This window comes from Erysipelothrix inopinata (assembly GCF_014396165.1).
GTDB classification, from domain to species: Bacteria; Bacillota_I; Bacilli_A; order Erysipelotrichales; family Erysipelotrichaceae; genus Erysipelothrix; species Erysipelothrix inopinata.
On the sequence record NZ_CP060715.1, the window covers coordinates 318,481 to 338,774 of the forward strand.

The 20,294-nt window shown below is 35.6% G+C and carries 18 protein-coding genes and 1 pseudogene; 4 read left to right on the forward strand and 15 right to left on the reverse strand.

The window, feature by feature from the left end:
• Nucleotides 1–3 precede the first annotated feature (3 nt).
• From H9L01_RS01650 to H9L01_RS01710, 13 genes are all read right to left on the reverse strand, one after another.
• Nucleotides 4–1,320, reverse strand: a complete 1,317-nt coding sequence (locus tag H9L01_RS01650) for a HAMP domain-containing sensor histidine kinase (protein WP_246449122.1) — start codon at nt 1,318–1,320, stop codon at nt 4–6.
• Nucleotides 1,320–1,976: a response regulator transcription factor gene (locus H9L01_RS01655; RefSeq protein WP_187534212.1), complete on the reverse strand. Its 657-nt coding sequence runs from the start codon at nt 1,974–1,976 to the stop codon at nt 1,320–1,322. The genes H9L01_RS01650 and H9L01_RS01655 overlap by 1 nt, the downstream gene beginning before the upstream one ends.
• 9 nt (nt 1,977–1,985) lie before the next feature.
• On the reverse strand, nt 1,986–3,308 hold the full coding sequence (glmM, locus tag H9L01_RS01660) for a phosphoglucosamine mutase (protein ID WP_187534213.1): 1,323 nt from the start codon (nt 3,306–3,308) through the stop codon (nt 1,986–1,988).
• A gap of 14 nt (nt 3,309–3,322) precedes the next feature.
• Nucleotides 3,323–4,720: a CdaR family protein gene (locus tag H9L01_RS01665; RefSeq protein ID WP_187534214.1), complete on the reverse strand. Its 1,398-nt coding sequence runs from the start codon at nt 4,718–4,720 to the stop codon at nt 3,323–3,325.
• Nucleotides 4,701–5,894 carry a diadenylate cyclase CdaA gene (gene cdaA, locus H9L01_RS01670; RefSeq protein ID WP_187534215.1) on the reverse strand — a complete coding sequence of 398 codons (1,194 nt, stop codon included), beginning with the start codon at nt 5,892–5,894 and terminating at the stop codon, nt 4,701–4,703. The genes H9L01_RS01665 and cdaA overlap by 20 nt, the downstream gene beginning before the upstream one ends.
• Before the next feature lie 110 nt (nt 5,895–6,004).
• Nucleotides 6,005–7,696, reverse strand: a complete 1,692-nt coding sequence (locus H9L01_RS01675; protein WP_187534216.1) for an ABC transporter ATP-binding protein — start codon at nt 7,694–7,696, stop codon at nt 6,005–6,007.
• Nucleotides 7,683–9,380 carry an ABC transporter ATP-binding protein gene (locus H9L01_RS01680; RefSeq protein WP_187534217.1) on the reverse strand — a complete coding sequence of 566 codons (1,698 nt, stop codon included), beginning with the start codon at nt 9,378–9,380 and terminating at the stop codon, nt 7,683–7,685. Before H9L01_RS01680 ends, H9L01_RS01675 begins: the two co-directional genes overlap by 14 nt.
• A 100-nt stretch (nt 9,381–9,480) precedes the next feature.
• Nucleotides 9,481–12,000, reverse strand: coding sequence for a DUF2207 family protein (locus tag H9L01_RS01685; protein ID WP_187534219.1), 2,520 nt, complete (start codon nt 11,998–12,000; stop codon nt 9,481–9,483).
• Between the two features lie 44 nt (nt 12,001–12,044).
• Nucleotides 12,045–12,596, reverse strand: a complete 552-nt coding sequence (locus tag H9L01_RS01690) for a LemA family protein (RefSeq protein WP_187534221.1) — start codon at nt 12,594–12,596, stop codon at nt 12,045–12,047.
• A 117-nt stretch (nt 12,597–12,713) separates the two neighbouring features.
• Nucleotides 12,714–14,600 (reverse strand): molecular chaperone HtpG, encoded by a 1,887-nt coding sequence (gene htpG, locus H9L01_RS01695; protein ID WP_187534222.1) that lies wholly within the window; start codon nt 14,598–14,600, stop codon nt 12,714–12,716.
• A 121-nt stretch (nt 14,601–14,721) separates the two neighbouring features.
• Nucleotides 14,722–15,309, reverse strand: a complete 588-nt coding sequence (locus H9L01_RS01700; RefSeq protein WP_187534224.1) for a hypothetical protein — start codon at nt 15,307–15,309, stop codon at nt 14,722–14,724.
• Complete coding sequence (locus tag H9L01_RS01705; RefSeq protein ID WP_187534226.1) at nt 15,299–15,691, reverse strand: arsenic metallochaperone ArsD family protein; 393 nt, start codon at nt 15,689–15,691, stop codon at nt 15,299–15,301. Before H9L01_RS01705 ends, H9L01_RS01700 begins: the two co-directional genes overlap by 11 nt.
• Nucleotides 15,691–16,698 carry an LTA glycolipid anchor biosynthesis glycosyltransferase, IagA/BgsA family gene (locus H9L01_RS01710; protein ID WP_187534228.1) on the reverse strand — a complete coding sequence of 336 codons (1,008 nt, stop codon included), beginning with the start codon at nt 16,696–16,698 and terminating at the stop codon, nt 15,691–15,693. Before H9L01_RS01710 ends, H9L01_RS01705 begins: the two co-directional genes overlap by 1 nt.
• A 131-nt stretch (nt 16,699–16,829) precedes the next feature.
• Between H9L01_RS01710 and H9L01_RS01715 the strand changes: the two genes are divergently transcribed.
• The 4 genes from H9L01_RS01715 (at nt 16,830) to H9L01_RS01730 (ending at nt 19,026) form a co-directional block, all read left to right on the forward strand.
• Nucleotides 16,830–17,333, forward strand: a complete 504-nt coding sequence (locus H9L01_RS01715) for a transcription repressor NadR (protein ID WP_187534230.1) — start codon at nt 16,830–16,832, stop codon at nt 17,331–17,333.
• A 68-nt stretch (nt 17,334–17,401) separates the two neighbouring features.
• Nucleotides 17,402–17,932, forward strand: coding sequence for a hypothetical protein (locus tag H9L01_RS01720; protein ID WP_187534232.1), 531 nt, complete (start codon nt 17,402–17,404; stop codon nt 17,930–17,932).
• 26 nt (nt 17,933–17,958) lie between these two features.
• Nucleotides 17,959–18,312, forward strand: coding sequence for an arsenate reductase family protein (locus tag H9L01_RS01725; protein WP_187534234.1), 354 nt, complete (start codon nt 17,959–17,961; stop codon nt 18,310–18,312).
• A gap of 3 nt (nt 18,313–18,315) precedes the next feature.
• Complete coding sequence (locus H9L01_RS01730) at nt 18,316–19,026, forward strand: YaaA family protein (RefSeq protein WP_187534236.1); 711 nt, start codon at nt 18,316–18,318, stop codon at nt 19,024–19,026.
• A gap of 73 nt (nt 19,027–19,099) precedes the next feature.
• On the opposite strand, the gene rplA is transcribed toward H9L01_RS01730, so the two are convergent.
• Together rplA and rplK are read right to left on the reverse strand one after the other, a co-directional pair.
• A complete protein-coding gene (rplA, locus tag H9L01_RS01735; protein ID WP_187534237.1) occupies nt 19,100–19,783 on the reverse strand; it encodes a 50S ribosomal protein L1 in 684 nt (227 codons plus the stop codon).
• A gap of 5 nt (nt 19,784–19,788) precedes the next feature.
• A pseudogene (rplK, locus tag H9L01_RS01740) lies at nt 19,789–20,210 on the reverse strand (50S ribosomal protein L11).
• Nucleotides 20,211–20,294 lie beyond the last annotated feature (84 nt).

Genomic DNA, 20,294 nt, shown 5'->3' on the forward strand with positions numbered 1-20,294 from the left:
ACCTCACTTTTCTATTTTAAATTTAACGCCTTCATCATAATTCTCAACAGACACTTTATATCCGTAGTTTGTTACAACTTTATTAACGATTGAAAGGCCAAGTCCAAATTGACCTCCTTCACCTTTTTCATAGGCTTTGAAGAGTTGTTCAATTCGCTCTGGCTTAATGTTAGAGCCATCGTTATAGACTGATAGATAATCATTATTTACCTCAATAACAATTTCTGTCTTAGCATAACGTAATGCATTTTCTAATAAATTTTCAATAACAACACGCCACGGCTCATCATCACCTTGGAATGTACTTTCTTCACCCTCAACACGAATATCAATTTCTGGTCTAATTTGACGCGTAGAAACAATTACTTGTTCCGTAATATCTCGTAGCTCAAGCTCATGCATTTCAACATTTTCTTTCGTAATATAATCCATGCGATTAAGCATTAGAAGATTAAAGACTTTTTTCTCAAGACGATCGGCATGCTCAATAATTACATCTACAGACTCTTCCAAAGTACCATATGGATAAACACCATCTTTGATACTTTCTCCGTATGATTTGATCGTTGCAATTGGTGTCTTTAAGTCATGAGAGATATTCTGAATCATTTCCTCTTTAACTTTTTCTTGGTGGCGAATTTCTTCATTCATCTCCACAAGAACGTTCGCCAGTTCACCAATTTCATCGCCTCTGTTTACATAAAGTGTCGCATCTTCATTTCTCTTAATTTTTTCTATATAATCACGAATTTGATTGAGTGGATGAATAATGTAGCTAACCCACGCTAAGAGTAAAATAAACACGACACCAATCATGATTATCATCATATTAATAACTGAATTTAGAAGCATTGTTTTAAACTGGTTCTGATAGTTCTTGGAAATTAAAGTCGCAATGGTTGCCTTCTTACTTGGAATATTGGTAATTGTATAAAGACTCTTATCTTTATACTTACCATCTACCGGTTTAGTAAGCTCTACGGCTTCCATTTGGATTTCAATCTGTTCTTGTAGGTCTTTACTTACAGCATTGATATTATTTGAAATAATGCGGCCATCTTCTGTCATGATGATATGAATAATATTTGGATCATTAGCCCCATAAAGGTCACCATCATTCATATCTCTAATATAGTTATAGATAACGTTTTGTTGAGCTGGATGAATTAGAGCATACATTTGTTTATCAACAAAGCTATCAATATTTAACGTAAGGGTCCCGAAGAAAAACAATAAGAAGAACGTAAAGGTAAAAACAACAATTGTAATCAATTGTTGTGTTAAGGATAATTTTTTAATGAAGGTGCGTAGCTTTTTCATTATCCGAGACGATATCCAAATCCATAGATTGTTTGAATATTAAGTCCTGGCATCTTCTTACGAAGACGTCTTAATGTATCATCTACTACACGGTCAGATCCGAAATAGTTAGTTTCCCAAACTTTTACAAGGATTTGTTCTCGTGTAAATGCGACACCACGGTTTTTTACGAACATCATTAAAAGATCAAATTCTTTTGTAGTAAGCTCAAGTTCATAGCCATCTTTTGAAGCCTTACGTTGCTTCTCATCGATGATATAGCCATCAACTTCAGTTTGTATATCTTGGTTATACGCACGCTTAATAATGTTATTTACGCGCAATACCAATTCTTTTGGGGAGAAAGGTTTCGTGATGTAGTCATCACTTCCCTTTTCGAGTCCAATAATACGATCAAATTCTTTATCACGTGCTGACATAAAGATTACTGGTGTTGATTGTGCATGAGATTTAATTCGTTCAATCAAATCAAAACCACTTTTATCATCTAGCATTATATCTAAGATCCATAAATGTACATCATCATCATAAACATGCGCATTTGCTTCATCATATGTAAAGTATGAACGAACTTCATAACCCGCATTTTCAAGATAACTCTTTACAAGTTCATTTAAGTCTCTTTCGTCTTCAACAATATTAATGACATACTTCATATTTATCACCTACCCAATATTTTTTATTATTTCAATCATATCAGAAACATGGCGATCACAAATTTCTTGAGTTTTTGCTTCTACCATGACACGAATTAACGGTTCAGTACCTGAAGGTCTTACTAAGATTCGTCCTTCATCTCCCAATTCATTTTCAATACGCTCAATTTCTTTTGCTACAGTAGCATCTTCTAAAATAACTTTTTTGTCTTTAACTCGTAGGTTTTCAAGGAGTTGTGGGTATTGCACGAATTCTTCGTTAAGTTCAAATAAGCTTTGATTATGCTTAACAGCAACTTCTGAAAGAACAAGCGCTGTAAGAACACCATCTCCAGTTGTTGCATAGTCTTTCAAGATAATGTGGCCTGATTGTTCCCCACCAAGTTTATAATCGTTTGCGAACATTTCTTGGTAAACATAGCGGTCTCCAACTTGTGTTGTAATTACATTAAGTCCATATTTTTCACAGACCTTTTTGAAACCAATGTTCGCCATGACTGTCGAAACAATCGTATCATCTTTCAACATTTCTTTTTCTTTTAGGTATCGACCAAGAATGTAAAGAATTCCATCCCCATCAACAAGGTTTCCCTTATGATCCACCGCTAGACAACGGTCAGCATCACCATCAAAAGCGAATCCCATATCTGCTTTTTCAGACACGACACGATCCATTAAACTTTCTGGATGCGTTGAGCCACAATTAGTATTTATATTAATACCATCGGGTTCATTATTCATCACGATAACGTTAGCACCCAGTGTTTTAAATGCATTTTCTGCAGACGAAACTGCCGAACCATTTGCACAATCTAAGACAATTTTTAAATTATCGAAGCGAACATCAATCAAGCTTTCAATGTGTTCTAGGTATGCATCAACGCCTGATGCAAAATCAATCACACGACCGATTTCATTTTCATGTGCGGGTTCAATGCTAATATCACCATCAATATATGATTCAATTTCATCTTCAAATTGACTTGATATTTTCATACCGTTGGATGCAAAGCATTTTAATCCATTATCGTGATATGGATTATGACTTGCGGAAATCATGACGCCACCTTCAAATCCGTGATTATTTACAGTGTATGCAAGTGCAGGTGTTGCACATACTCCGAGTAAGTAGACATCAGCACCATATGATGTTGCTCCAGCTGCAATAGCTGAAGCAAACATCGTTGAGGAAAGACGTGTGTCTTGCCCAACAACAATTTTTTTGCCACGGTGCGTGTATCCAAGATATTGTCCTACCTTGAGTGCCAACTCAACGGTTAAACCTTCATTAGCTTTTCCACGAATTCCATCTGTTCCAAAATATTTAGTCATAATCCTATATACTCCTACCTACTTGTTTTAAATTCAAATGTTTCATCACTGAGCTTCATTCTATAGTATGCGAAATTAGCTCCAGTACCGTCCTCACTTCGAATGTAGAGTTTCTCATTATAAGTTTTATCCGGTTCAAGATCACGCATATTTACATACACGTAAACCTTATTTACATCAAATTCATCGAGTTTTTCTTTTGTCCCTGTAACGGTTAGGGTTGTGGTTGCCTTCGATACATCCACTAATTCTGCTTTCAAGTTATTATTGTTGTAAGCATAGTTAATTGGAATGTCATTAAAGGTACGCGTTTCAGCATCACCTAATTTAATGTCCAGGTTAACTTTTGTTACGTTAGCGTTTCGAACTTTCGTTGGAAGGCTAATTGTATGTACCATCTTCACATCTTCCGTTAATGTTGCGGCGGAGATTGGTATCTTAATGTCATCAATGCTATCCAGAACCGATTGCTCTGCATATATTGTAATGGCCTCGTTATCCATTTCGAAACTAGAAATAGCTTTTCCATTTGGAATTTCACCTTCGAATACAGGAACAATTGGAACCCGTTTATTTGGTGAAGAAATTGGCACTTCTACAGTTACCTTGTTTGGAATAATATCAACAGTATCAATACGCTCTCCTTGTTGATCGTAGGCAACAATCATTGCATCAGTCGTAAAGGTTTCTGTACGTCCTGATACATCAATTAACGCTTTAACTAAAGCAACTTTCTCGAGTGTTTCTTTTGATCCCTTAATAGATACTTCACTACGATGAGGGACATAAGTAGGTTCTCCTACTACATATTGAGCCCCAAGCTTATCTTGATTAATAAAGTCATAGCCTAGAGCCATGTTTGAAGCTTCTTTTGTTTTAATCTTAATTGAAGCCGATGCTGGCTCAATTACAGTACGAACACGTCCTGACAATCCAGAAACTTTATATTGAACACGGTGTTCACCTTCAGTAAGTCCACTAAGGTCAAGTTCAACCTTAAGGTCAGTACTTTGTTGGTTAATAGCGTTCACTTCACTAAAGTCACCATTTACAAATACAGTTACTGCTTTCTCATAGCCTGTTACTTCATACATTTCCGAGTTGTAGTTTAATACTACTGGAACTGAATCAATGGTTATAGAGTGTTGTGGAGCACGTGTTGACGTGACTCCTGTTGAGTTAAATGCGAAATATAACAACAATGCAATCCCAAAGGCTACGAGTTTACTGTGTTTAGGATTAAAGAGTACACGATCAAAACCAGCACTTAACCAACGAATTAGTTTCATAAAGGATTCACCAACAGCTTCAGTTCGTTTGGTTATTTTCTCTGATTTTTCAGCAATAACTTGAGCAAGCTCAAGTTTCTCTTCAGGTGTTTCTGCTTTTTTCTTATTTTTCTTCAGATTCATCGCGCTCACCTCCTTCAACTTCTGATGCTTGATCATCAACTTGATGCTCATCATCTATTGGAGTAGTTTCCTCAACGTTCACCTTGTCGTCATTTTGTACTTCATCAACGATTGGTGCTTTATCTTCAACAATAACTTCTTCAGAATTTACTGTTTCTTTTGAAGCTTCTTCATCTTCTTTTTCGTTTTCTTTGTCTTTTTTATCTGATGCTTTTTTAGGTTGTTTCTTAAAGATGTTGATGAGTTTAGAGAAGTCCTTCTTTTCATTTTCATCTTCATCAGTTTCTAATAAGACATCTGGTGTATCAAGTTTTTCAATCTTAATTGGGTCTACATTGATTTTAGCTAAATTGAAGCGACGGCTTCTCTTTAAACCAACACTGTGACTTACTTCTGTTTCTGAATTTTGGATTAATAAGTTGAGATACTCACGAAGACTCTTCTCATCCATCTCTTTGAGTTTACCAGCTTCCGCAATTGAAACAGTACCTGTTTCTTCGGAAACAACAATCGTAATAGAATCTGTAATTTCTGAGATTCCGATCGCTGCACGGTGACGCGCACCATAGCGTACAGGAAGTTCTTGATTGGTTGGTGGGAAATACGCAGATGCACAAGCGATACGATCTCCTTGAATAATCACCGCACCATCATGAAGTGGTGTTGAAGTCACAAAAATTGAAGTTAGTAATTCTGCGGATACAGATGAATTAATAGGATTACCTGTCTTAATATAATCTGCAAGAGAATGACCTTGCTCCAAAGTAATAAGAGCTCCTGTCTTACGATCTGAAAGAACCATGGTTGCTTCTACTAAAGAATCAATAAGCTCTTCTTTTTCATTTCCTGACAAGGAATGAAGTGCTGAAAAGACTGAGGTTTTACCTAAGCGTTCCAACATTGATCGAATTTCTGGTTGGAATATGATAACGACAACAATAAGTCCGTATGCCATAACATAATCCAAGATTTGTTTGAGTGTTGTAAACCCAAGTTTTTGTGATAAGAACCACATGAATACAACAACGATAATTCCTTTAAATATTTGTACAGTACGGGAATTATTTCGTACGATTTTTAATACATAATAGACTAAAACCCAGATTATTAAGAAGTCTAAAAAGAATCTTAATCCGGATATAATCGATTGAAATGTTATTAAGGTATTTTGCATATTTACCTCCCTAGTCTTCATAATTATAACATGGTCATCACGAATAATCATGACTGTATTTTAGAATATCACATTTTTGTGTCAAACACACAGACTCACATAACTTCACATTAGAATTGACTCATGTATAAGTCGTGATAAAAGCCTTTTAAAGACATTAATTCATGGTGCGTTCCCTGCTCAATCAGATGCCCTTCTTTCATGACCAAGATGACATCCGAATCAATGACTGTTGATAAACGGTGGGCTACAAAGAAACTTGTATGTGACTTCATAATTTGCGTAAAAATTGATTGAATTCGTTTCTCAGTTACGACATCAATACTACTTGTTGCTTCATCTAAGATAATAATCGGTGCATCCACAATTAATGCTCGTGCAATTGTAATCATTTGTTTTTGTCCTAATGATATATTTTGCGATCCCAAACTGACTTGAGTATCAAATTGATGATCCAAAGACATGATATAGTCATAACATCCTGCTTGACGTGTCGCTTCTTTAACTTCCTCTAAACTTGCATCCGGTTTTCCATATTTAATATTATCAAGTATGGTTCCTTCAAAAAGCCATGGATCTTGAAGAACAATCCCCATAAGATTTCGAGTATCGGAACGTGCAATGGAATGCGTGTCCACACCATCAATAGCGATAGTTCCTTTATTCACATCGTAGAAACGCATCAGTAGATTAATAAGTGTTGATTTTCCTGCACCGGTTGGCCCAACAATCGCTACTTTACTTAATGGTTCAATTTGCAAATTGAGATTTTCAATTAATGGATTATTTTTATTGTATGAGAATGCGACATCATCAAAAGTTACCACATCACCTTTGAGTTCAACATGTTTTTCACTGTCAACCTCCAGGGGTTCTTCCAAGACTTCTTGGAACCGTTGATATCCAGCGCGACCGGCTTGAATTTGCGCAACAATTGCGGAAAATTCATTGAATGGTTTTGAAAACATCATTGAGTAACTGATAAAACTTGTGAGCATCCCAATACTCAATCCATAGTTCATCGCTGAAAGTGCACCAGTTAGACCTAATAGTAAGTAAGACAAGTTATTTACAACACGGGTCGTTGGATTGGTCATTGCCGATAAGAATTGCGCGCGAACACCAATATCACTCAGTTTCTCATTAATTTCCACAAATTCCTTAATAGACTCTTCTTGATAGTTTGAAGTCATAACGAGGACATGGTTATCGATAAACTCTGAGCTCTTACCACTCAATTGCCCTGCGAGGTCTTGTTGTTTTTTAAAGAGACGTAATGATTTCTTTGAAACAATATGCGATGTCAAGAACACCAACGGAACAAGCGCAAAGACGATAAAAGTCATTCCCACATTAATCGTAAACATAAAGTACGATGCAATTAAAACTACAAAGATACCATTTAAAAGTTGTGTAAGGAATTGATAAAGACCATCTAATATTAATTCTCCATCCATTGCGAATAATGATTGTAGGTTCCCATGTGAGTGAGTATCTAAGTATGATATTGGTAGACGGCTAATATGATTTTGAAGTTTGATTCGAAGCTCTTTCACAAAATTAATTGAGATATTATTCGCAATTAACATGGACACCCAGCCTGCAACAAAGTTAATCAAGTAAAATACAGCAGTCATACTGAGATAGTAGAAAACCCCTTCCATATCAACGTTGCCTTGTCCAACCATTAAATCAATCGCTTTTCCTAAGTAAAAAGGAGTCATAACTAATGTTAGACTTGAAATAAAGGATGCAATGATACAAAGCACAAGTGAAAATTTATCTTTTTTAGTGAGTTCCATGATCATCCTCCTGTGTTTGAATCGTATGTATTTCATGGTAAAGTCGGCTGTTCTCAAGTAACCATTCGTGAGTTCCCTGAGCACTGATTTTTCCATCTTCTAAAACAATGATTTCATCAGCATGCATAATACTCGTTGTTCTCTGTGAGATGAAGACTTTGGTTGTATCTTTATAGTTTGCATTTAAATCTTCACGAAGACGACGATCTGTGAGGAAATCCAATGCAGAGAAGCTATCATCAAAGATTAAAAGTTGCGGATTTTTATTCAATTCACGTGCGATATTCAATCGTTGTCGTTGTCCACCCGATAAGTTAGTTCCGCCCACTTCAATTTTTGAGTTAAGACCTTTCTCAATAATTTCATTTCCTTGAGCTTGCTGCAATGACTGTTCGGGATTGCCTCCCTTTTTCATTGTTATATTATTTTCAATGCTTTGTGACAAGAATTGAGCAGTTTGAGAGACATATCCAATATGATTTCTTAAATCGTTGAGCTCATAGTTTCTAATATCTTCTTGATTAATGAGGATTCGACCTTCAGTCGTGTCATAAAAACGTGGTAACAACTTAACCAGCGTTGATTTCCCACTACCTGTGAGACCAATGATTCCCAATGTAGTCCCGGGTTTGATATGAAGGTTAATATCCTTCACAACTTTTCGTTTTTCTCCAGGATAGGAAAAAGATACGTTATCAAATACCACATCCATTGCACCTTTAGTAACTTGAAGCGTTCCTTCATTTTTTATTGTTGGTTCCACATTCATGATTTCTTTAACACGAAGGCTCGAAGTATAGCCACGGGAAAATACCATGACAAGGTTCATCGAAACAATCAACGTTAAGACAAGCTGTGTACAGTAGTTAATAACCGCAATAATTTGTCCTTGCGTCATGCTCCCATGATCTATCTGAATCGCTCCAAAGTAAACGAGAATTAAGAGTACAAAGTTCATTATTAGTGATGTAAATGGTGTGGATAATGTTGTAATCCAACCTACATTTCGTTGTTTACGGGCTAACTGTTGGTTTGTTTCCGCAAACTTTTCATTTTCAAATTCATTTTTAGAGAAAGCACGAATAATACGAACTCCGCTCATTTGTTCTTTAACACGTTTTACTAATGTATCAAGAACTGACTGAGCTTTTTTATGTCCACGCATTGATAGCCACATAAACGCAACAACGATAACTACAAAAACAGGAAATGAATAAAGCAAATACATCGCCAGTTGCGGACTTATTTGGGCAAGTGCAAAAATACTCCCCACCATCAATATCGGTGCACGCACACCAAGACGAATAACACGAGCAATCATTTCTTGAATCAGATTCACATCTGTAGTAATACGGTTTGTTAATACAGCTGATGAATATTGGTCATATTCTGCTAACGAAAATGTATTAATTTTCTTAAATAACTTAAGTCGAATCCGTGACCCTACTTTTTGTGATACTTCTGAAGCATAGTACTGACAAACAAGTGATGAAAAATACCCCAAGATGGTAAGGACAAACATCCAAATAACCATACGATAAACGGTATTCATATCTTTATTTACGATTCCCACATCGATAAGTGTTGCCATCAATAATGGCATCATTAATTCAAATACTGCTTCAACTGTTTTTGCTAAAACGGCAAGCACAGATTTAAACTTATACCCCTTAAAATACTGCATAAAATAACACCTTCCAAACTAAACTACCAAAACTATAACATAGAGCGCTCATTATTAAAAATATTAAACAAAAAATAAAAGTACTCCAGTTCCTTTGAGATTACTCGCAAGAACTAGAGTACTGAATAACGATAGGGTTACCAGCTTCCGCCGCCACCGCCGCCGAATCCGCCACCGCCGAATCCGCCACCGCCACCAAAGCCTCCACCGAAGGAGCCACCGCCCCTGAGGAACCTTTAGAGGTTGCAGGTACAGAAACCATGGACGACTGAATTGTTGACATAGAACGATTCAAGGTCGACCAAATATAGAAGGTAGTGAAATCAGTACGGGTTGTATGATACCAATCTGGTTGTTCAATAGCAATTGATTCAAATTTCTTCGACCAAGCATCAGTGACACCCAGAACATATGCATAAGGCAAGATGTCATAGAAAATGGTAGGTGATGAATCGACTAACATCTCGATACGATCTTTCTCAGCGACTTCAATAAAACGTTTGAGTCCAAGAATTTGTCCATACCAACGATTCCCTTGATCTGTTCTACGCGACATATTCGCCACACAGAATGCTGCGAGACCATACAATAGGTTTACACCGACAAGTAAGAACCCGTTAATATTAAACTTGTTATAAATCGGGTAAAGACCAATAGTTAAGAATAATAAGAGTAATCCAAAAATAAATCTACCTGTTGATTTACTTGGAATCGTATTAATATTCTTCGTTCCCAATAAGAACGTAGAACCAATACTTAGCGCTAAATAGAATGGGAACGCCAATCCAAACATGAGTCCAAGATCACCGGCATATCCTGATCGTGAATATGGTACAAAGATATGAACAGCAAGAGGAATAATCGGTAAGAGGATAAACAACATCCATTTTAATACAGAAGATTGACGTTTGAAGACTCTTTCTTCATCATTTTTTAAGAACCGCTTGTTCATGTTCATCGTTGCATGTTGAACGGTTGATCCAAAGGTATTATTGAGTTTCTTTGTTGTAATCTCATCTCGACCTTTAAACAATGCATTGAAGACACGCAATTCCTCACGATTTGTATAGTTATCTAAATCTTTAAGCTTGTTCAGTTGAATGTTATCGCCTTTTTCATCAAGCTCCGTAATGGTTAGATAACCTCGTGATGCCCAGTAGATGATTAAGGAAACAACATCTTTACTCTTACTGTGTCCACGATAGACATAACCTATTTCCGCACTTGATAAACCTTCAGGAGCAGTAAATTCTACTGTTTCTACAATAGGATCCTCTTTACCATGACGACGATACATAAAGTAAACAAATGCAGTTAGAACTACCGCAACAATCATACCAACCCAAGTATAGTTAAATGTTGGGTAAGTAAAGTAACCTTTTGGCAACTGGAGTTGAAATTCTTGACCACTACTATTAAAACTCTCTGACACATGACCTGTTAAAGTTTTTGTTGTCGAATTGTATTCATAGCTAGCACTCCCATTTGTTTCAAACAAACTTAAATCCGGTTCAAAATCTTTAGGAAATTGAATTTCAAAATCTAAATTTTTATATGGGAAAGGATTATTTCGAGGAATTAAATCTAAAACAAGAATATCCATATCCTTCTTGCCCAAATCTCGTGAATTTATCGTATATGAATAATCAAGAACTTGACTATCTCTAAAATAATTATCATCATAGAACGTTAACATTTGCATTTCGGATTGATTTGATACATCTTTACGACGTCTGTCAACTTTTATATCTGTTATAGGATAAATAATTGACTCCGACTTCGAACCCACACGCGTTTCAATTTCTTGAGTTATTGGAATCGTGATATAAGGACGTTGGCTGTTTAATTTCATTTCAATATGGTTATCTACAAGAATACGTCCATCCTCTTGAACACTCATTTTTATCGATGCATTGTTTGCATACATTGCGAGTAAATCAAAAGGATCCAAAGGATTCTTGCTGAAATCAAACATACCATCTTCAACTTCAAGCCACATGGTTAGAGGTTCATGATATAAAGGCATGTCATAACTTCCAGAAATTTTATTATTCTGAATTGAATATTTTACGTCATGATTTTCTTGAGAACCTTCTATATAAAACTTAGGTTGGAGTGAAAATGCACCTGGAAGCTGTATATCAAATGTTGTTTTTTTAATTGGAAACTCCCAATTTTGACCTACGATATTTTGATATAAAAACTGGCGACCTGGTACTCCCAAGTCTTGTGCATTAATAACATAGGTATATTCGTATCTCTTCTCGCCACGAATATAATTTCCAGCTTCTCCAATTTTAATAATATGGCCTTCTGTACTTGAATCGACAGTGAAATTTTCATTTTTCACGTCAATATCAGTTACAGGGAAAACAAATGATTTTGATATACCATCAAAGACAAAATTATCGTACTTTTGAGGAATATCAACGAAGATACCTTGACGCTTATCATTAAACATCATATCTAAAACTGTTGTGACAAAAATTCGACCATCATCTTTCACATCCATTGAGACATGCATGTTTTCAGCATATACATCATCATTCATCGAAGCAGATACTGGAACTATTGGTAACATCAACAGAAAGACAAGTAAGGCAGTTATAAATTTTTTCATTGTCATATCTTTCCTTTCATAACAAAAAAGGGGGAAATCCCCTATTAGAATTGAACTTTTACGTTTTGACGTTCCACTTCATTATCAACTTCAAATAATGGTTTGCGGGTGAAACCAAACATATTCGCAATTAAATTAGTAGGGAATGTTTCCAATTTAGTATTAAATTGACGAACAATTCCATTGTAATATTTACGGGATTGAGCGATTTCGGTTTCTAAAGCTTTTAATTGATTTTGTAAATCAATAAAGTTTGTATTTGCTTTCAAGTCAGGATAGCTTTCACTTAATGCGAAGAGTCTTCCCATAACTTGGCTTAGTCCATTTTCAGCTTCAATCTTAGCTTCAGGTGTTGAAGCACTTAAAGCAGAGTTACGTGCTTCAATTACAGCTTGTAACGTATCTTTTTCATGTGTTGCGTATCCTTTAACTGTTTCTACTAAGTTAGGAATTAAATCGTAACGTTTTTTAAGATAAACATCCATCGTTGAGAATGCTTCCTCAACCATATTTCTAAGTTTTACTAATCCGTTGTATGCGGAGATTACAAAGAGTACAAGTAGTACTACGACTCCTAAAATTATCCAACCAATCATATCTAACACCTCCATGTATTATATATATAGTACAACTAATGCAATTCAATGTCAATTTGAAACAACTGCCTCATTTCAAATTTTAAGCGAAAAGGTGGTTTCCCACCTTTCAAATAATTACGATAATTTCTTTGACGATTCGACCATAAGTCCTGCTATTTTCTTAGAGAAGTCTACAGGGTCTTCAATCGGTAAGCCTTCAATGAGGCAAGCTTGATCATAAAGGACTGTCGCATAGGTATCAAGTAGTGACGCATCCTTTTCATAAATTGCTTCTAAAGCACCTAAGAGTTCATGATCTGGGTTAATTTCAAGAATTCTTTTTGCTTTAAATTCCTCTTGAGAATCTGGCATGGCATTCAGTACTTTTTCCATTTCAAACGACATCCCGTCTTCTGAAACTAAACATACTGGGTGATTCACTAAGCGAGTTGATAAACGCACTTCATCAACTTTGCTGCTGAGGCTATCTTTAAGAGCACTGATTAAGGATTGCGCTTCTTCAGTTTTCTTAGAAATCTTTTCCTTGGTTTCTTCATCAATGAGATCAAGATCACCTTGATTGATTGATTTGAATCCTTTTTCTTCATAACTTTGAAGAATTTGAATTACGAACTCATCAATTTCATCAGTTAGATAAAGAACCTCATATCCCTTATCTGTAACGAATTCTGTTTGTGGTAACATTTGACATTTACTTACTGATTCTCCCGCAACATAGAAGATTTCAGTTTGATCTTCTTTCATTCGAGATACATATTCTTTCAATGTATGATAACTCTCATCATGAGAACTTCTGAATAAGAGTAAATCCTGGAGTTCATCACGTTTCATTCCAAAGGATGAGTAAAGGCCATATTTAATCGTCATACCAAATTGTTCCCAAAGTTCTTGGTAAGCTTCACGATCGTTTTTCAACATTGTTTCAAGTTCAGTTCGAATTTTTCTTTCAATACGATTTGATATTAATGTTAATTGGCGATCATTTTGTAATATTTCTCGTGAGATATTCAAGTTTAAATCTGGAGAATCAACCAATCCTCGTACAAATCTAAAGTGTTCTGGAATTAAAGATTTATTATGTTCCATAATGAATACGCCGCGACTGTATAACTGAAGTCCTGGTTCGTATTGTGTCGAATAGAAATTCATTGGAACATGTTTTGGTATGAAGAGTAACGCATCAAAGGATGGGTTTCCCTCAACACTCATACGAATTGTTTTAAATGGATCTTCATAGTCATGGAATTTATCTTTATAGAACTGGTTAAGTTCCTCTTCACTAACATCACTCTTTGAACGTTTCCATAATGGAATCATCGAGTTAATTGTTTCACGCTCAATCGTTGATTCTTCTTCATCATAGTGTTCAACGTCCATGACAATTGGATAACGAATGTAATCGGAATATTGTTTAATCAAATGTTGTAATGTAAAGGATTCTAAGTACTGATCATAATTGTCATCATCTGTCGATTCTTTAATCGTACAGATGACAGTCGTACCATGATCCTCTCGCTCAGCTTCTTCAATACGATATCCATCTAAACCATTGGATGTGAACTTATAAGCCTCATCCGATCCAAATGCTCGCGAGATAACCTCTACTTGAGAACTGACCATGAATGCTGAATAGAACCCAACACCAAACTGTCCAATCACATCAACATCACTATCTTCTTCTAGAGCATTTTTAAATGCGTGAGAATCACTTTTCGCAATCGTTCCAAGGAATTGTTCCAATTCCTTTTCATCCATTCCGATACCATGATCTTTAATAATAAGATGTCTACTTTCTTTATCAATGTCAATTTCAATCTTCAATGAATCTTTGTCCACATCCATTGAACCATCCTGCAATGATTTGAAATATAGTTTATCTGTTGCGTCACTTGCGTTTGAAATAAGTTCTCTTAAGAATATTTCTTTATTTGTATAAATTGAGTTAATCATTAAATCGAGTAAGCGTTGTGACTCCGCTTTAAATTGTTTCTTTCTAGCCATCGTACCCTCCTTAGCACTCTTTGATGTCTAGTGCTAAATATTATTCTACATCATTCTAGATTAATGTCAACACCTTGTCCAGTTTCTATTTATCGACAAAAAAAAGATAACCTCGGTTATCTTAGTTTGAACGATAGTTAATTAATGTAATCCAACGAATGAGACCATTATCTTTACTTACTTTAACTTCAACCTTCGCAAGTTTACTCAATTGGTATTCGTAAATATCAAACACTGAGTTTTCGCTATGAGTTGGTTCTCCAAATTTCTTAGTAAAATCATCGATACTTGAATCAAATGTTAGTGTATCATAGAGAACAATATTAGGCGCTACATCTGGACCAAAGGTACGGTTTTCCGCAGCTACTTCAGCTATGAGTGCATCTTTCATATCGATTGGCTTATCTGTAGGGTTATAGAAAGATACTTTAATTATATTTTCTTTATTTCTTAAGAAATAATTGGTCATATATTTCTTGGGCTCAATTTGTTCATCAATTGAAGTATTCACTTCCCAACCTTTTTCTAGCATTTCAGAATAAGGTACTGGGAGGCCAAACTCTTCATCTCTAATTGTGAACTTTAAAATATCATACGTTTCTTTAACTTCTTCTGGTTTTGTTTCTTCGGGTTCTTCCTTTTGGCTACAAGCTGTAAGCATAACAAGAACTAGAAAGACTCCGAGTATTCTTTTTAAGTTATTTTTCATCTTCTTCGTTAGGATCAATATAAATGTCTGTTCCTACTCCACAACAATATCCAATGCGACCATCATTGGCTTCTTTTAATATTTGATTTTGCGTTGTAACACTTTCAAACAATTCAAGGTTCAATCCGAACCAGGAAGCAACATCAATTTTACTTGGATAACCACCATCAAAGATTAAAACATTATCAATCTCAAATACAGGAAGATTATTTTTATCTTGTAATTGATTTTTATGATGAATTGTATCAAAACGTTCGACTTCAATATTATTTTCTTTTAGTATCTCGACAATCTGATTAAAACTTTCTCTCGACGCATCTTTTTGAATTCCTAATATAATAGCACCAAGATCTTCTGCTTCTTCAAAAATCGTAAGTTTCATTAATAATTACCTCCTAATACCCGTTCATAAACATCCTTCAGTTGGTATCCAATGGCTTCAATACTTCTCTCTTTCGCAACTTCATATCCTTTATCAACTGTAGACGGTAATTCACCATCAATAATTCCCTTAACCAAGAAAATAAAGTCAGGAATGGAATTTCCTTTATAACAGTTTTCACCATGAATTAACCATGGATCATAGACACCAATTTCTCTTACTATGGTTGGGCATTTCGAAGCAAGTGCTTCAAGAACTACAATTCCTTCGGTTTCTTCGTATGATGGGAATAAGAATGCATCAGCACATGAATAGGCACCTTCGATAATATCACCACTGATATATCCTGGTAGGAAAACATTATCTGGTTTCTCTTTGATAGCCTCACGAACTTTTGATGTTACTGATGCAAGCGGAGTATGTCCGAACCAAACAAATTTATAGTCCGGGAGTGATCTCGCAATTTCCATAAAATCAGGCAATCCCTTACGTTCGAAATAAAGTCCAACAGAAATTATCACTTTATCTGTTTCACTAAATTCAAAGAACTCTCTAAACTTATCAACTTTTTGCTGTTCATATTTAAAACGATCCAAGTCAATGCCATTTGAGATATCTTGGATAGGAATGGTTATGCCATACCCTTCCAAAATTTGCTTAGAGTAGGGAGTTGGGGTAAGAATGTAATCTCCCAATTCATAACAAGAAATTATATGTTTTTTAAATAAGGGTGACAGTTGATTTGAGAAAACAAACGAGTTTCTAAAATCTTCTTCAGTTGAGTGGGCGTGATAAACAACTTTCTTGCCTTCTTTACGAGCTTTTTGCGCCATGGAACGAGCAGAAAAATCCACAGTATTTATGTGTACAAGATCATAACTATCATTTTCATCAGTTGTATAGGAAACATTTGCTGCACTAAGTGCTCTAACTTGATGTTTCATTGCACGACCAATTCCAGATTTACTTAATGCTTTTTCACCACGTTGGTATAGTAATATTTTCATAGTTGCCACCTTTTACTGTATCAATTACACTAATACACTATCACTATAATTATACCCTGTCAATCAACCTTTCAGAAATGAAAGATATGATAATTCAACTAAAAATGATATGATATTTTCGAGGTGATAATATGGATGGCGAATCACGCAGACAAGAAATATTAAGTCGTTTATTAAAACAGGATAAGGCTATTAGTGCTACTGCTTTCGCAAATGAATTTGGTGTATCAAGACAAATAATTGTGGGTGATATTGCACTCCTAAGAGCGAGTGGCCAAGATATCCTTGCCACATCAAAAGGATATGTATTAAACCATACTCACGACGCATTAATAAGGAAAGTGATTGCAGTCTCCCATACTACAGATCAAACTGAAATCGAGCTCTTGACGCTTGTGAAGCATGGTGCCATCGTTGAGAATGTCATTATTGAACATCCTTTGTATGGTGAGATAACTGGCGGTCTCAACATTCGTACCCAAGAAGATGTCAAAGACTTTCTAAGCTCTGGTGTCCAGCTTTTATCAGGACTAACCGAAGGGCTACACCTTCATACCATTTACGTTCAAAACGAAGCAGATTATGATGCATTAATTAAGGATTTAGAACAACTTAATATTTTATATCGGAATTAGGTGTCTTGACACCTTTTTTCTTTTCCTTTACAATACTCTCGAGGTGTCTTGACACCAAAGGAGAGTTTATGAAATCTATTAAAAACATGACACTCGCTGCAATTCTAATTGCACTGGGTATCGTAATACCAATGTTAATGCCAAAACTTGTCATCGGACCTGCTTCTTACACACCAGCAAGCCATGTACCAGTCTTTGTAGCAATGTTTGTCTCACCTGCTGTTGCAGTCGCTGTAGTCTTAGGAACGGCATGGGGCTTCCTAATATCTACTACACCCGTCATTGCAATGAGAGCACTCTCTCATATTGTTTTCGCTTTGTTGGGTTCACTTTACATTCAGAAAAATCGTCAAAAGTTATCAGATAAGAAAACAATGTTGAAATTCAATATCATTATTGGTTTAATTCATGCTTCTGTAGAATGTATTTCAGTACTTCCATTTTACTTCTCAGGATCCATGGCTCAAAACATTTATCAAAGTGGATTCTTCTACTCAATCATCGTATTAATCGGTTTTGGTGGATTTATTCACAGTCTTGTTGATTTCTTTATTGCTGAAAAAGTTGTAGACCGACTACCACTAAAACCAAAAGCATGATAATATAAAACATACGGAGGATATTTATGAAACCTTTATTTATATATTACCCAAAATGCAGTACATGTAAGCGTGCAATAAAATTCTTGGAGGATAATAATATTGATGTCGAGTATCGTGATATCATGCTTGAAAATCCTACTAAGGAAGAGTTAAAAAAATGGTTAGAAATTAGTGGTCTACCTATTAAACGATTCTATAACACATCAGGAATTGTTTACCGTGAAATGAATCTAAAAGAAAAGCTTCCACAAATGAGTGATGACGAAGCACTCGAGCTTCTATCAACAACAGGAAGACTTGTAAGAAGACCTTTATTAATTGGTGATCATGGTGTATTCGTTGGTTTCCACCAAGAAATGTACGAAACACTCGTTTAATTTATGTTGATTTTACTCTCACCAACAAAGACACAAAAGTTTGTAGATAATGCCGCTGAATGCGGCATTATTTTTGAACAACCTAAGAATGAGATTCTCAAGATACTCAAAAGTTATTCAATCGAGGCGATATGTAGTAGGATGAAATGTTCAGAAAAAATTGCAACTTCTACTTATGAACATCTTCAAAATTTCAATGAAGTAATTCCTGCTATTTACGCATATAATGGTGCAACTTTTAAAAACCTGGACTCCAGTTCATGGTCTGAAGAAGATATAGATTACGCCAACAATCACCTTTTGATTCTATCTGCACTCTATGGATGTTCTAAACCTATGAGCCCCGTTGGAATGTATCGCTTAGATTTCAATGTGAAATTCGATATGAATCTGTATGAGTATTGGAAACCCTTGCTTACTGACTATCTCATATCACGTGATCAAGTAATCTTGAATCTCGCTTCACAAGAATATTTCAATATGATCGATTTAGATGTTTATCAAAAGCCAATCATAACACTCGAGTTTAAAGAAGCTTCTGAAAAAGGTTTTGTCACCAAAGGAACTTACGCAAAGATAGCACGCGGGAAGATGACCAAAATTATTATTCAAAATAAAATTTCTTCACTCGACAATCTAAAGAAAGTGAGCTTTGACTCTTATGAGTTTAATTCATCATTATCCACTAATTCAAATTTTGTTTACACACGTTAAAACACTCAATTGAAATCTCAACTGAGTGTTTTTTACATAGAAAAACCGTATCACTTGGATACGGTTTGTTAAATTAGTCGATTGAAACTTTGATTCCAGGACCCATTGATGTTGAAATAACAAGGTTCTTAATGAATGCGCCTTTTACAGCAGCTGGACGTGATTTCACGATTGTATCGTGTAATGAACGGAAGTTTTCTTCTAATGCTTCATTTGAGAATGATGCTTTACCAATAATTGTGTTGATGTTTGCTTCTTTATCAACACGGTATTCAATTTTACCTTTTTTGATTTCTTCAACAGCTTTAGCTACGTCTGTAGTAACAGTTCCTGTTTTAGGGTTTGGCATTAAACCTTTAGGTCCTAAGACACGTCCAAGTTTACCAAGTTCTCCCATCATATCTGGAGTTGCAACGATGATATCAAATTCGAACCATCCGTTTTTAACTTCTTCAAGAATTTCTTTTCCACCAACAAAATCTGCGCCTGCATCTTTTGCTTCTTGTTCTTTAGCACCTTGAGTAACTACAAGAACTTTTTGTGAACGACCTGTACCATGTGGCAATACCATTGCACCACGGATTTGTTGGTCAGCGTGACGTGGATCCACGTTTAGGTTGTATGATACTTCAACTGTTGAGTCAAAGTTTACAAATGTTGTATCTTTAGCTAATTGAATTGCTTCTGCAAGAGGATAAACTTTAGTGCGATCAACTAATCCATTAACTTTAACTGAGTTTTTACTTTTCTTAGCCATTTTGATTAGTCCTCCATTCCTTCGATTGCAATACCCATATTACGAGCTGTACCCGCAACAATGTTCATTGCTCCCTCAATATCATTGGCATTAAGGTCTGGGAATTTATATTCCGCAATTTCTCTTAACTGATCAACTGTGATTGTAGCTACTACTTGTTTTCCAGGTGTAGCAGAACCACTCTTGATTCCTGCAGTTTTCTTTAAAACGATTGATGCAGGTGTTGTTTTTAATTCGAAATCAAATGATTTGTCATCATAAACAGTAATAACAACTGGGACAATATCGCCAGCACGTTCTTTACTTGCATCGTTAAATGCAGTACAGAATTGAGGCATATTGATACCAACACCAGCTAATGCAGGTCCTGGTTTAGCTCCCCAGCAGGGAACTCAAGTTTTACGATTCTAGCAACTTTTTTACTCACACGACATTCCTCCTTTATTTAATGGTTGTCTGTGATGTGGTTTTAGTGAATGGTTGCACATTCTTCCACATACAAAAAGCCTTT